The organism is Salmonella sp. SJTUF15570, assembly GCF_043357055.1.
Classification (GTDB): Bacteria; Pseudomonadota; Gammaproteobacteria; order Enterobacterales; family Enterobacteriaceae; genus Salmonella; species Salmonella enterica.
On sequence record NZ_JBEUKJ010000005.1, the window covers coordinates 268420 to 282126 of the forward strand.

At 51.3% G+C, this 13707-nt stretch carries 13 protein-coding genes; 6 read left to right on the forward strand and 7 right to left on the reverse strand.

Annotation, left to right across the window (positions count from 1 at the left end; genetic code table 11):
• The first annotated feature begins 55 nt into the window (after window positions 1-55).
• Window positions 56-949, forward strand: coding sequence for a PhzF family isomerase (locus ABVN44_RS12320; protein WP_000804297.1), 894 nt, complete (start codon window positions 56-58; stop codon window positions 947-949).
• Window positions 950-984: 35 nt separating this feature from the next.
• Here the strand turns inward: ABVN44_RS12320 and nhoA are convergent, their stop codons facing one another.
• Window positions 985-1830, reverse strand: coding sequence for an N-hydroxyarylamine O-acetyltransferase (gene nhoA / locus ABVN44_RS12325; RefSeq protein ID WP_023232333.1), 846 nt, complete (start codon window positions 1828-1830; stop codon window positions 985-987).
• A gap of 283 nt (window positions 1831-2113) precedes the next feature.
• Entirely contained in the window at window positions 2114-2746 is a 633-nt protein-coding gene (steA, locus tag ABVN44_RS12330) for a type III secretion system effector SteA (protein WP_023232332.1), read from the reverse strand.
• A gap of 512 nt (window positions 2747-3258) precedes the next feature.
• Here steA and ansP point away from each other — a divergent pair.
• Window positions 3259-4752, forward strand: coding sequence for an L-asparagine permease (ansP, locus tag ABVN44_RS12335; protein ID WP_000857112.1), 1494 nt, complete (start codon window positions 3259-3261; stop codon window positions 4750-4752).
• Between the two features lie 76 nt (window positions 4753-4828).
• Here the strand turns inward: ansP and ABVN44_RS12340 are convergent, their stop codons facing one another.
• Both ABVN44_RS12340 and ABVN44_RS12345 read right to left on the reverse strand, forming a co-directional pair.
• On the reverse strand, window positions 4829-5050 hold the full coding sequence (locus tag ABVN44_RS12340) for a YgdI/YgdR family lipoprotein (protein WP_000732362.1): 222 nt from the start codon (window positions 5048-5050) through the stop codon (window positions 4829-4831).
• Between the two features lie 144 nt (window positions 5051-5194).
• Window positions 5195-6256: a YncE family protein gene (locus ABVN44_RS12345; RefSeq protein ID WP_000550636.1), complete on the reverse strand. Its 1062-nt coding sequence runs from the start codon at window positions 6254-6256 to the stop codon at window positions 5195-5197.
• 263 nt (window positions 6257-6519) lie between these two features.
• On the opposite strand from ABVN44_RS12345, the gene pqqU reads away from it, so the two are divergent.
• Window positions 6520-8640 carry a TonB-dependent receptor PqqU gene (gene pqqU, locus ABVN44_RS12350; protein WP_023232331.1) on the forward strand — a complete coding sequence of 707 codons (2121 nt, stop codon included), beginning with the start codon at window positions 6520-6522 and terminating at the stop codon, window positions 8638-8640.
• A 66-nt stretch (window positions 8641-8706) separates the two neighbouring features.
• Here the strand turns inward: pqqU and mcbR are convergent, their stop codons facing one another.
• Together mcbR and ABVN44_RS12360 are read right to left on the reverse strand one after the other, a co-directional pair.
• Window positions 8707-9372: a colanic acid/biofilm transcriptional regulator McbR gene (gene mcbR, locus ABVN44_RS12355; protein WP_023232330.1), complete on the reverse strand. Its 666-nt coding sequence runs from the start codon at window positions 9370-9372 to the stop codon at window positions 8707-8709.
• A gap of 333 nt (window positions 9373-9705) precedes the next feature.
• Window positions 9706-10743, reverse strand: a complete 1038-nt coding sequence (locus ABVN44_RS12360; RefSeq protein WP_001517827.1) for an NADP-dependent oxidoreductase — start codon at window positions 10741-10743, stop codon at window positions 9706-9708.
• Window positions 10744-10954: 211 nt separating this feature from the next.
• Between ABVN44_RS12360 and mddA the strand changes: the two genes are divergently transcribed.
• Both mddA and ABVN44_RS12370 read left to right on the forward strand, forming a co-directional pair.
• Complete coding sequence (mddA, locus tag ABVN44_RS12365; RefSeq protein ID WP_000155373.1) at window positions 10955-11470, forward strand: L-methionine sulfoximine/L-methionine sulfone acetyltransferase; 516 nt, start codon at window positions 10955-10957, stop codon at window positions 11468-11470.
• Complete coding sequence (locus tag ABVN44_RS12370) at window positions 11470-11919, forward strand: DMT family transporter (RefSeq protein WP_001076571.1); 450 nt, start codon at window positions 11470-11472, stop codon at window positions 11917-11919. Before mddA ends, ABVN44_RS12370 begins: the two co-directional genes overlap by 1 nt.
• 4 nt (window positions 11920-11923) lie before the next feature.
• On the opposite strand, the gene ABVN44_RS12375 is transcribed toward ABVN44_RS12370, so the two are convergent.
• Entirely contained in the window at window positions 11924-12157 is a 234-nt protein-coding gene (locus ABVN44_RS12375; protein ID WP_000018720.1) for a YdcY family protein, read from the reverse strand.
• A gap of 223 nt (window positions 12158-12380) precedes the next feature.
• Between ABVN44_RS12375 and srfA the strand changes: the two genes are divergently transcribed.
• A complete protein-coding gene (gene srfA / locus ABVN44_RS12380) occupies window positions 12381-13706 on the forward strand; it encodes a virulence-associated effector SrfA (protein WP_048348831.1) in 1326 nt (441 codons plus the stop codon).
• Window position 13707: the final 1 nt, after the last annotated feature.

Genomic DNA, 13707 nt, shown 5'->3' on the forward strand with positions numbered 1-13707 from the left:
TCGTCATTCGGCAACGCACAGGCTATGATGATTCTTCAGTCAAAGGAGAACATCAATGAAACCGCAGATTTACCATGTTGACGCCTTCACCAGCGAACCCTTTCGCGGCAACTCTGCTGGCGTTGTCTTACATGCGGATACGCTAAGCGACGCGCAGATGCAGCTGATTGCCCGTGAACTTCGTCACTCGGAAACCGCCTTTTTGCTAAAAAGCGAAGAGAGTGATGTGCGCATACGCTATTTTACACCGACAGTAGAAGTCCCCATCTGTGGTCATGCCACCGTGGCCGCGCATTATGTTCGGGCAACGGTACTGGGGTTGGGAAACACCACCGTCTGGCAAACCTCGTTAGCGGGCCGTCATCGCGTTGAAATTCATGCCGAACACAACGACTATCGCATCACGCTGGAACAAGGTCAGCCCTCTTTTGAACCACCGCTAGTCGGAGAGATTCGGGCTGCCATCATCACCGCACTGAACCTGACTGAAGATGATATCGTGCCGGGAGCGCCAATTCAGGTGGCTTCAACAGGACATGCAAAAGTGATGATCCTGCTCAAACCAGACGTTGATATTGATGCCCTTTCTCCGAATCTGGCAGCCCTGACGGCAATCAGCCAGCAAATTGGCTGTAACGGCTTTTTTCCTTTCCAGATTCGTCCGGGAAAAAACGAAACCGATGGGCGAATGTTTTCCCCGGCGATAGGAATTGTGGAAGATCCGGTAACGGGAAACGCCAATGGCCCGATGGGTGCATGGCTCGTCCATCATGGCCTGATGGCGCATGACGGTAAAACGCTGCAGATTCAAGGCCATCAGGGGCGCGCTTTAGGCAAAGAGGGTACTGTTGATGTTACCGTCACCATTCGCGATAACCAGCCGGACAACGTCACCATCTCCGGCCAGGCGGTCATTCTGTTTCATGCCGAATGGGCCATTACTTTTTAATCTTTGTCAGGCCCGCAAATCCTCGCGGCAAAAAATTATTTTCCCGCCTCCGGATGGGTATCAAATGCAGCCATTACCGCGGCCAGCTCCGCCTCGGTAAAACCGTGCTTTACATCATTTACGCCGAGACCAAACTGCTGCTGAAGTAACTGATACAACGACGGTACATCCGGTACATTGACCTGTTCAACGGCATGTCCCTGGTGGTAACGCGTGAAGTGGAAATTCGTTAATGTCAGCTTGCCGCCATCAGGCAAATGGCGGCACATCAACAAATGATGACGAAAATGGGATTGCGGCCAGTGAGCCGACCAGAAATTGCCCATCACATGATCGCTCTGCTGCTGCACCCCCAGATCAAAACAGTACATCGACTGCCAGTGCTCATGGTGGCGGAATTGTAAAATCCATGTGCTTCCCTCTTGCATCAGGCGGTATTCGCCATGCGGCGTTTGCTGGGCAATTTCGGTCTGCAGACGAAGCGGCGCGGTTAGCGTTTGGCCGCCAAACCCCACGTCCGCGATCCACTGTTCATCCTCAACATCAACCAGCAGCAAACGGTGCGTGCGCGGCGGTAAACTGGCGGGATGAGACAGAATGACCCGCCCCAATAAGCTTCGGACGTTAAAACCGATGTCGCGTAACGCACGTTCAAACAGGCCATTCAGTTCAAAACAGTATCCACCGCGTCGGGCATAAAGCAGTTTCTCCTCTAATGCCGTCTCATCGAGCTGTATTTCACGAGGCAGTAGCACATCCAGATTTTCAAAAGGAATCGCGCAGTTGTGCGCTAAGTGAAGCGTTCTGAGCGCTTCAACCGTAGGAACCCCCAACGGCTGACAATGTAATCGCGTAAAATAAGCATGTAAAAAAGGGGTCATCTGAGGCTTCCATTAACATTAATGCTTGCGTTCGGCACACAGGCTGAGGCGGATATCGCTGCGCAACAGGATACCCTATCCGTGGAATAGCGTTGGATACTTTTGAAAAAAATAAGACAGGCCGGCTACAGCGCCGGAGGTACGTGGGATTTTGGCGTACAAACGGAAATCGGGTTCTGAGAATCTCTTTGCGACACGCCGCCAAAATAGCGGCGTGTTAAAATTTTTAACGCCAGCTCAGCGAGTCTGATTTCTAACAAAACTGGCTAAACATAAACGCCTTTTAATAATTGTCCAAATAGTTATGGTAACGATCTTTTATGTCGGCCGCCCGTTGCGCTTTCGCCTCGCCCATGCTGTTGGCCCGAGCGATATAATGTTCTAAACTCGGAATGGCGCCTAATGCCTGAGGTAAGGCATTATATGCTGCTATTCGTTCTCTGACGGTTTTATGGTCTTTATCAATATCATAATGATAGTACGCTGGCGCTTCTAAAAAGCCCTCTTCCAGTCTCATACAAATATCTTCAAAGGTTCCCTCAACCTCAACGGAATGTTCGCCATCCGATATCCTGACGATTGGCTTACCTCCAGCTATCAGCGAGAGTTGTTCGAATATTAACCTCCGACCATCAGAAAGCTCGACATCTATAGCATACAGTCCATCACATACAGCATCAGCAAGGTGATCATGGATATTCCCTGCATTGGCACAGAACTCCTCAACTTTAGGCGTAACATTGCAATAATGTTCAATTACTCGCGTAAATCCGTAGGCCAGTCCTGCGGTAAGCACATACAAGATGCCTTTCATGATTTTTGTTGATAATTTATTTTCATAATCTCCTGCAGCAACATGAGGTAGCTTATTTCCTGATAAAGCTCTGCCATAGGTAGAAACTGATGTATGTGGCATATCCTACTCCTTCAAATTTTGCTCAATAGCTTTATATGTCCTACTCCTCTCTCATTATGACGATATGTTAATCAACAAAATTGCTCAAAGGCATACATTTTCAGGAGAAAATGAGAATAACAGACGCAACGGCCTTATCTTATGCTGCTTCAATATCGTCAGGTGGTTTATCGTTCGAGGTCATATCTATGACCATAAATCCCTGCAGGGATTAACCCTGATTAATTATTGCGCAGCGCAATCACTGCGGATTTGTGCTGAAAGCTTATCTGGCTGAATCGTGACCACACCGCACCACATCTGACCGCACAAATAAACACGACATCCTCATTTTGTTCTTTCCGTATGTTTTGCGTCATTTAACAATTGCAGGTAGGATGCTCCGCCGGCGGTTTTATCCCTGTCACAGAATCAGGGAAAAGCGGCATTCGCCATTGCAGGCAATCGATTGGTGAGCGCCCGTCGCGGCATAAGGAATTTTTCTGTCAGGACAGGCTATAACAGGTAACGTAATGAAAACACAGACTACGCACGCCGCAGAACAACATGCGGCGAAACGACGCTGGCTGAACGCCCATGAAGAGGGGTATCACAAAGCGATGGGGAATCGTCAGGTTCAGATGATTGCTATCGGCGGCGCGATTGGCACCGGTTTATTTTTAGGTGCAGGCGCCCGATTGCAAATGGCCGGACCGGCACTGGCGCTGGTCTATCTGATATGCGGCATTTTTTCTTTTTTCATTTTACGCGCGCTGGGCGAACTGGTATTGCATCGCCCTTCCAGCGGGAGCTTCGTCTCCTACGCCCGTGAATTTTTGGGTGAAAAAGCGGCCTACGTCGCAGGCTGGATGTACTTTATTAACTGGGCGATGACCGGGATCGTCGATATCACCGCAGTGGCGTTATACATGCACTACTGGGGCGCATTTGGCGACGTTCCGCAATGGGTGTTTGCGCTCGGCGCGTTAACCATTGTCGGTACCATGAACATGATCGGCGTAAAATGGTTTGCCGAAATGGAGTTCTGGTTCGCGCTGATAAAAGTACTCGCCATTGTTATCTTCCTGGTGGTAGGCACGATTTTTCTCGGTACCGGTCAACCGCTTGAGGGTAATGCCACCGGTTTTCACCTGATTACAGATAATGGCGGCTTTTTCCCGCACGGCCTGTTGCCCGCGCTGGTACTGATTCAGGGCGTGGTGTTCGCTTTTGCGTCGATTGAACTGGTCGGTACCGCCGCTGGGGAGTGCAAAGATCCACAGACGATGGTGCCAAAAGCCATCAATAGCGTGATCTGGCGTATTGGTCTTTTCTATGTAGGATCGGTCGTATTGCTGGTTTTACTGCTGCCGTGGAACGCCTACCAGGCGGGGCAAAGTCCGTTTGTCACCTTCTTTTCTAAACTTGGCGTGCCTTATATCGGCAGTATTATGAATATCGTGGTGTTAACCGCCGCGCTTTCCAGCCTGAACTCCGGGCTTTACTGTACGGGGAGAATTTTACGTTCAATGTCGATGGGGGGTTCCGCGCCGAAATTCATGGCGAAAATGAGCCGTCAGCATGTGCCCTATGCGGGTATTCTGGCGACTCTGGTGGTTTACGTGGTCGGCGTATTCCTGAATTACCTGGTCCCCTCCCGCGTGTTTGAGATCGTTCTTAATTTTGCCTCGCTCGGCATTATCGCATCGTGGGCGTTTATCATGGTGTGCCAGATGCGTTTACGCCAGGCGATAAAAGAAGGCAAAGCTGCAGACGTCAGTTTTAAACTGCCCGGCGCGCCTTTTACCTCCTGGCTAACGCTGCTGTTTTTACTAAGCGTGCTGGTACTTATGGCGTTTGACTACCCGAATGGAACTTACACTATCGCCTCGTTGCCGCTGATCGCCATTCTGCTGGTCGCCGGCTGGTTTGGCGTGCGACGTCGCGTGGCGGAGATCCATCGCACTGCGCCAGTGACGGCGGATTCGACAGAGAGTGTCGTATTGAAAGAAGAAGCAGCGACATAACATTCCCCTTCCCCGGCAGCCCCAGGCCTGCCGGGTTTAATGCGCATTGCCGCCAACACCGCATCGCGCCCAATGCTTAGTCAGCCTTAATCAACTGCGCCACATCATTGCTGTTAATTTCCCGCTGGTTGCCTTCCTGATCGGTATAACTGGTCATCCCCGTCTCTTTATCTAACTGCGGCTTACCCTGAGTTACGATCGTTTGCCCATTCTTCGTCGTCATCACATAGTTGGTTGTGCAACCCGCAAGCATAAAAAACATCATGCCCAAACCTGAGCATATAAATAACTTTTTCATATTTTCCTCGTGAATATAATGAGTTAACTACAGCAAAAAGGCAGTGTAATTCTCACAGAATCATCAGGCTATCGGCGGGGTGTAACGAGGCGTATCGGTGCGTTTAAAGAGATGACTGGAGGGGTTTCCCCCTCCATACCCTATTTACAGAGCAATGCGAATAACATCATCCGGCTGCGTCGCTTCCTGTTCACGTGTCGATTTCTGCTTCACGCTGACGTAGAGCGTTTTACCGTCTGCCGATAGCGCCAGGCTATTCGGGTACGTCGGCGTATCGAACGTTTTAACAACGTTATAGGTCTTCGCATCGATCACGCTGACCTGACCTGCCTGACGATGTGTCACATACGCCTCGTTACGTGTCGGGTTAAACAGGACGGCCAAAGAAGCAGGCGCCGCGATTTTGGCAAGAATATTGCCATTACGGGTATCGACAACCAGGACTTCAGTCGCCTTCGAGTCGGTGATAAACGCGCGATGACCTGCGGTATCGAGACTCAGGTTAATAAAGAAGTGTTCTTTACCGTCATCCAGCAACTTCTTACGACTGAGAATTTTATTGCTGGCGGTATCGATGGTGATAAATTCGCCATCCGCATTGGTGGTGTACAGGCGTTGCGCTTTACTGTCGAGCGCCAGACCCGTACTCATTTTGCCGGTATTTTCGATCGTCGTTTTCAGTTTGATGGTTTCGCCATCCACTACCCAAATAGCACTCTCTTTACCAACACCGCTAATGTAGATCGTGTTGGTCGCCGCATCGGCAACCAGCTCACGGGGCTGTAACGGACGAACCTCTTCAGTACGTTTGCGCGCATCAAGTACCAGACGACCTTTTACATCACCCGTTTTGGCATCAATCGCGGTAACTGCGCTGTTAATGGTATTGCCAAACCACAGCGTTTGGGTCGCGGCATTGATGGTGGCGCCGAACGGCTTGAGATCGTTATGAATCGCTTGCGTGATTTCCAGCGTCACCGGGTCGAGACGATAAACTACGCCGCCTTTATCCAGTTTACGGCTTTGCGATGTAGCCAGCCAGAGCGCGTTTTCTTGCTGACTCCAGGCCATCTCATAAGCGCCTTTGCCTACCGCTTTACGCAGCATGTCTTCCGCCGCCAGCGTGCTAAATGAGGATGCGACGAGGAGCGAACCTAACAATAAAGAACCACGCAGGCGCGGCGAAAAAAGATGACGTAAGTGCATGACGACTCCCTTTGATAAAAACGTGTATAGCTGCTTCACACTACTTCACTGCGCGGGATCTTCGTTCCGCACTTATTATAAGTTGAGAATAATAATCATTATTTATCAGAAAGTGGAGCTTTTCCTCGCCTGCGAATGTCATGGCTCTTAAATAACGCACATTTTCTTAACTTAATGTGCGATTAAAATTTCAAAACTTTACATATTGACTACCCTTAATGTCACGTTTTCCGTTGATACGCTTACAATTATCCGGCATTTTCATGAAAATTATTTCCGTTAGACAGCGACTTTATCCCGCCCTCTTATTGCCTCTGACCTTCTCCCCGGTCCTTCAGGCCGCCAGCGCGTCCAATGAACAAACCATGATAGTCACCGCAACGCCGCAAACCGTATCCGAACTGGATACACCTGCCGCCGTTAGCGTCATTGAGGGAGAAGACATGCGTCTGGCGACGCCGCGCGTTAATTTATCTGAGACTTTAACCAGCGTCCCGGGATTGCAGGTGCAGAACCGGCAGAACTACGCGCAGGATCTGCAAATCTCTATCCGTGGATTTGGCTCGCGTTCCGCCTTTGGCGTGCGCGGCATTCGTCTGTATGTTGATGGCATTCCCGCCACCATGCCGGATGGACAAGGCCAGATTTCGAATATTGATATTAACAGCATACAAGACGTTGAAGTGTTACGCGGCCCCTTCTCAGCGCTATACGGCAATGCTTCCGGCGGCGTAATAAATGTCACCACCGAAACCGGGAGACAGCCGCCCACCCTTGAGGCCAGCAGCTACTACGGCAGTTATGGAAGCTGGCGCTATGGGCTAAAAGCCACGGGCGCGATGGGTGACGGCACACAGCCAGGCGACGTGGATTACACGGTATCGACTACCCGTTTCACCACCCACGGCTACCGCGATCACAGCGGCGCGCGAAAAAATCTGGCTAATGCCAAACTGGGCGTGCGCCTTGACGATGTCAGTAAACTCTCGCTGATTTTTAATAGTGTGGACATTAAGGCGGACGATCCCGGCGGACTTACCGAATCTGAATGGAAAGCCGATCCGCAACAGGCGCCCCGCGCTGAACAGTACAATACGCGTAAAACCATCAAACAAACTCAGGCAGGATTGCGTTATGAACGTCAGCTCAGCGCGCAGGATGATATCAGCGTGATGGCCTACGCCGGAGAGCGGGAAACCACGCAATACCAGTCTATTCCCCTGGTGGCACAGCTAAAACCTGCTCAGGCTGGCGGCGTAATTACACTGCAACGCCACTATCAGGGCATTGATTCCCGCTGGACTCACCGGGGAGAATTAGGTGTGCCGGTCACCTTCACTGGCGGAGTAAACTATGAAAATATGAGCGAAAACCGCAAGGGTTACAATAATTTCCGTCTCAACAACGGCACCCCTGAGTTTGGGCATAAAGGCGATTTACGGCGGGATGAGCGTAACCTGATGTGGAATGTCGATCCTTATCTGCAAACCCAGTGGCAGCTTACGCAAAAACTCTCGCTGGATGCTGGCGTGCGCTACAGTTCCGTGTGGTTCGATTCTAACGATCACTATATCGCGCCCGGCAATGGCGATGACAGCGGCGACGCCAGCTATCACCACTGGCTACCCGCCGGATCGCTAAAATATGCGTTAACTGACGCCTGGAATCTCTATCTTGCTGCCGGTCGCGGATTTGAAACTCCCACTATCAATGAGCTTTCTTATCGCGCTGACGGCCAAAGCGGGTTCAACTTTGACCTCAAACCGTCGACCAATGATACGGTGGAAGTCGGCAGTAAAACGCGGATTGGCAATGGCTTGTTGACCGCCGCGTTATTTCAAACCGATACCGATGATGAAATTGTCGTCGCCAGTAGTATGGGAGGACGCACTACCTACAAAAACGCGGGCAAAACGCGCCGCCAGGGCGCAGAGCTCGCGTTGGACCAGCGCTTCGCTGGCGACTGGCGGGTGAAAGCATCATGGACCTGGCTGGATGCGACCTATCGCAGTAACGTTTGTCAGGGGCAAAACTGTGATGGAAACCGGATGCCCGGCATCGCCCGTAATATGGGATTCGCCTCATTAGGTTTTATCCCGGATGAGGGGTGGTACGCCGGAACAGACGTTCGGTATATGGGCGATATCATGGCCAATGATGAAAATACCGCCAAAGCGCCTTCGTATACCGTTGTTGGACTAAATACAGGGTATAAATTTAATTACAGTCAGCTTACCGTCGATATTTTTGGGCGGGTAGATAATCTATTTGATAAAGAATATATCGGTTCGGTGATCGTTAATGAATCTAATGGCCGATATTATGAGCCAGCGCCAGGGCGTAACTATGGCGTGGGGATTAATCTGGCATGGCAATTTGAATAAATATCCGGCAAATATCCGGCAATAGCGGGGAATCCCCGCTATTGATAAGCCATAGTTACATGAAGGTTACATGAAGTACTGATTTTTAATCGTCGCTACGTTTTGTTGCAAAACATTCTGTAGGCAGTGGCGACTGGCTTCTTTATCATCAGTCACTAACGCATTAAGCAATTTTCTGTACAGATTAACGCCGTTTTGATAATCATCAAGTTTAAAATTATCATATAAAAAATGCAGGCTTGGCCCCAGGCGTACCCATAATTGCTCGATCATGGCATACAGGGTTGGCATATCCGCGTAGTGGTAGATCTCAAAGCGGAATGCGCGGTTGGCCAAAAGAATTTTCTCCATAACGCCACTTTCCAGCGCCTGTTGAAATTCATCTAATAGCGCATTCAGCGTCTGCTCACGATCCGGGGTAATCTTACCCGCAGCGGCGACCACCGCCATCTCCTCCAGGGCAGTACGAATCGTATTAATTTCCAGCAAACTTTCCAGCGAGATCTCCGGCACCATAAACGCCTGTGCTGGCGCCACCGCCAAAGCACTGGAAGAGACCAGCCTTAACAGGGCCTCACGCACTGGCGTAATACTGACGCCTAACTCTTGAGCGATATTTTTAGTGATAAGCCTTGCGCCTGGTTTTAATGCGCCAATAGACAATTGATGCTTTAACCGATTTTCAACCTGTGTGGTCAGGCTTATATGTTGTGTTTTTTCCGTACCCGGCATTTTCCTTCCTTCACCTCTTGGCAGAACAACATCGCAATCGAGTCCCGAAGAAGTTTCGGAACTTAATTGTAAAAAAGATAATCCAGGCCTGAACGGCCAAATAAATAAAAGTGATAATTTACTTGCGTGATATTCTCATCTTTTACAACAATACAGGTTTCTTTATGGCAACCGTTTTATCTCCGTCATTCCTTCATGTATCGAGATTTTTGACCGGTTCAGGCCGCTGAGGGAGATAAGCTGCCCCACCGCGATCTGAATGATGAATATAAGTAAAGCCGGAATTTTAAAATTTGCACATTTTTATGGCGACATAATGCCGCCATTTTTTCTTTACGCATCGTCCGCCAAACGTATCACGACTTTGCCAAAGTTCTTCCCCGCCAGCAGCCCCATAAACGCTTCTGGCGCATTTTCCAGCCCATCAGTAATCTGCTCCCGGTAATGTATTTTCCCTTCTTTGATCCAACGCCCCATTTCTTGCTGAAACTCATGTATCCGGTGACCATAGTCCTGGTTGATGATAAAACCTTGCAGGCGAATACGCTTTTTAAGTAATGTTGCCATCAGCAGAGGCAGTCTGTCTGGACCGTCCGGCAACGCTGTCGCATTGTAGCCGCTGACCAGACCGCAGAGCGGAATCCGCGCCGACGTATTCAGTAGCGGTAAGACGGCGTCAAAGACTTTACCACCGACATTCTCATAATAGATATCGATACCCTGCGGGCAGGCCTGCGCAAGCTGTTGTGGGAAATTATCAGCGTGATGATCAAGGCACAGATCAAATCCCAAAACGTCTGTCGCATGACGGCATTTTTCCGCGCCGCCAGCAATACCCACGACCCGGCAGCCCTTCAGCTTGCCAATTTGCCCAACCGTTGCGCCTACGGGGCCGGTGGCGGCGGCGACAACCAGCGTTTCGCCCTCTTTCGGCTGGCCGATATCCAGTAACCCCATATAGGCGGTAAACCCCGGCATTCCTAAAATCCCCAGCGACCAGGAAGGATGTTGCGGATTATCACCCAGCTTTACCAACCCTTCGCCATCTGAAATGTCATAATCCTGCCAACCATTGTAACTCAACACCCATTCGTCTGGTCGGTAATCAGGATGGTTTGACGCGACAACGCGACTGACCGTACCGCCAACCATAACGCAGCCAGGTTCAACAGGCGGCGCATAAGAGGGTTCATCGCTCATGCGGCCACGCATATAAGGGTCGAGTGATAAAAAAACGGTACGCAATAGCACCTGCCCTTCACCGGGCGTCGCGACGTCATCTTCTTCGAGGCGGAAGTTATCCATCTGCGGCGCGCCGTGGGGACGCGAGGCCAAAACCCAACGACGATTTCGGTTGGTCTGTTGCTTCATTCTATTCTCCTCATGCCTGGCATAATCCATCAATAATAGTCGAACATTAGCTTTCTGAGGGAGTTAAACACTCTCAGATATCAGGCTGTGCGCTTTTATGAACGACTTTCTCCCCCCTCTCGCTAAATATGAATTCTTGCGCTAATTCGTTGATTTATGCCGCCTTCAATAGTATTTCTAACACTATCGTAAACATTCCCTGGGGTTCCCTATGACGATTCGCTTTGCCGATAAAGCAGACTGCGCCGCGATTACCGAAATCTATAACCATGCGGTATTACATACTGCGGCCATCTGGAACGATCGGACGGTCGATACGGATAATCGCCTTGCCTGGTATGAGGCCCGTCAATTACTGGGCTATCCGGTGCTGGTAAGCGAAGAAAATGGCGTGGTGACTGGCTATGCATCATTTGGCGACTGGCGCAGTTTCGACGGTTTTCGCTATACCGTCGAGCACTCGGTTTATGTTCATCCGGCGCACCAGGGGAAAGGACTGGGGCGAAAACTGCTCAGCAGACTGATCGACGAAGCCCGACGCTGCGGCAAGCATGTGATGGTGGCCGGTATTGAGTCACAGAATGCCGCCTCGATACGCCTGCATCATTCGCTGGGGTTTACCGTCACCGCGCAAATGCCGCAGGTCGGCGTAAAATTTGGCCGTTGGTTAGATCTTACGTTTATGCAGCTCCAGCTTGATGAACACGCCGCGCCGGACGCCTGCTGATGAACCAGTCGCTGACGCTTATCTTTTTGATCGCCGCCGGCGTCGGGCTGGTGGTACAAAACAGTATTATGGTGCGTATTACGCAGACATCATCGACGATTCTGATCGCTATGCTGTTGAACTCGCTGGTAGGGATCGTTTTATTTGTGACGATATTGTGGTTTAAGCAAGGCGCCACGGGCTTCGGCGAGCTGGTCGCCAGCGTGCGCTGGTGGACATTGATCCCCGGTCTGCTGGGGTCATTTTTTGTATTTGCCAGCATTAGCGGGTATCAGAACGTTGGCGCCGCGACGACTATCGCGGTACTGGTCGCCAGCCAGTTAATCGGCGGACTGGCGCTGGATATTGCGCGTAGCCACGGCGTCACGTTACGCGCAATGGTCGGGCCGGCGTTTGGCGCGCTGTTGCTGGTCATTGGCGCATGGCTGATTGCGAAGCGCCAGTTTTAATGGGTTACAGGATCGTGCCGCCTTTGGTGAGCTGCTCGCGGCGCGCGTCCCGATCTTCTTGATATTGTCTGCCGTGATGCGCGATAGCCGTGCGCAAACGCTGCTGCTGCACATAACGATCTTCACGACGTAATTCAGCGTCATCGCTCAAGGCAATCAGCAATTCATTCATATGGGCAATTACGCTCTCCGCGATGGCGGCATCCACGCGGGCGCTCACTTCCTCCAGGTGCGACATAAGCTCTCCAACTCTTTATTCTGTAATAGCATGATTCGCCTATTATACGCGTTATTGTCGCCCGATGCGGTCATTCGCCGCCGCCATCCTGATTTAACTTACGTCAAGTGAAAACACGGGGCTTAATAGACCGAGAATTCGCGCCTTTTTGCCTTTCTTCCGCCGTTTGCTTGCGTATAGACCCCGTAAAGTAGACGCGTGAAGAAGTCTAAGGGATAACAACGTGGCAAAATCTCTCTTGCGCAGCGGCAATCTGGATGATTATCAGGCCGTGGGCGGCGGCGGTCAGGCCGTATTTGAATCAGCATTGCAAATTCGCGAAACGCTTCGTCTGCGTAAACAGCAGGCGATGGTTGACTGTCTGGCGATTCCGCAACTTAACGATAATGGCGATCGGGTTGACTGGTATTCGCCGATTGAAGGTCAGGCGATAGCGTGGAAAGCGGCTGACGAAGAGACACGTTCTCGGGCTTTACGTTATTTAGCCAGCACTTTTGAAAGCGCGGCTGCACTCAGTCGCAAAAGTCTGCAATCCGGTAAAACAGCGCTCCAGCTATTTGGTTCGCTACTTGAGAAAGCGACGCAATTTCCCGGCGAAAATCATGTTTTCCTGGTTAACGGCAAACCGGTTATCACCTTCTGGGGATTCGTTAATCTCAACGAAAATACACGCGATGATGTGCTGGACTGCCTGCGGGTAACCGAGGCAATCCCCGACATCCCTCTGGTCGAGCCGGAGCCGGAGCCCGAAGAAAAGCCGCTGGTAGAGGCGGCGTTTAGTCAGGCGGATGAACCTTTGTTAACGTCTGTCATTGAGCCGCCGAAAATGCCGGAGGAACCTGTTGCGCCGCCCGTTATCGTTAGCGAGCCGAAGTCGGCCACTCCCATCCCGGTCGCTGAGGCGAAAAGAGCTCGCCGTCTACCGCTGTGGAGCTTACCTGTCGCTGCCGTGGTTATCGCCGCCGTCGCCACGCCTTTTTTCTGGCCATCTTCATCCGTTGACGGGGCCTCTCCTGTTCGCGCCGCGCCTGTCGCTACCGCGAAAACTGACGTTACCCCCTTGCCTGAACTCACCGCGCATTTGCCGCTGCATCGCGCTGAGGTGACGCCCGCCCCCAAAGCGGCGCCGTTGCCGGAAGCGCCTGTTATCATTGCCGCTATCCCCAAAGACGCGCTGGTGATGGACAATACGCAGATGAAGCTTGGAACCACGCGCTTTTTAAACGGTAGCTGGCGCGTCAGCGTGGATGTCAAAGATCCGATTTCCGGCAAGCCGCCCTCTCTGCGTTATCAGATCCAAAATAACAAAGGCATCGCGCGCGTAGTACATGGCGATAACGTGGTTTGTCGGGCGGAAATTTTCTCTGGTCTGCATCAAACGGGCGAGCTGATGATTAAAAGTCGCGGCAATGCGCGCTGCACCGACGGCTCACGTTATCCGATGCCGGAAATTACCTGTAAAGCTGGCGTCAATGACGTCGCAACCTGTACCGCCCGTTATGGCGACCACGCGGCAATTCCGTTGACGTTTAAAAAGATAGGTGCCTGAT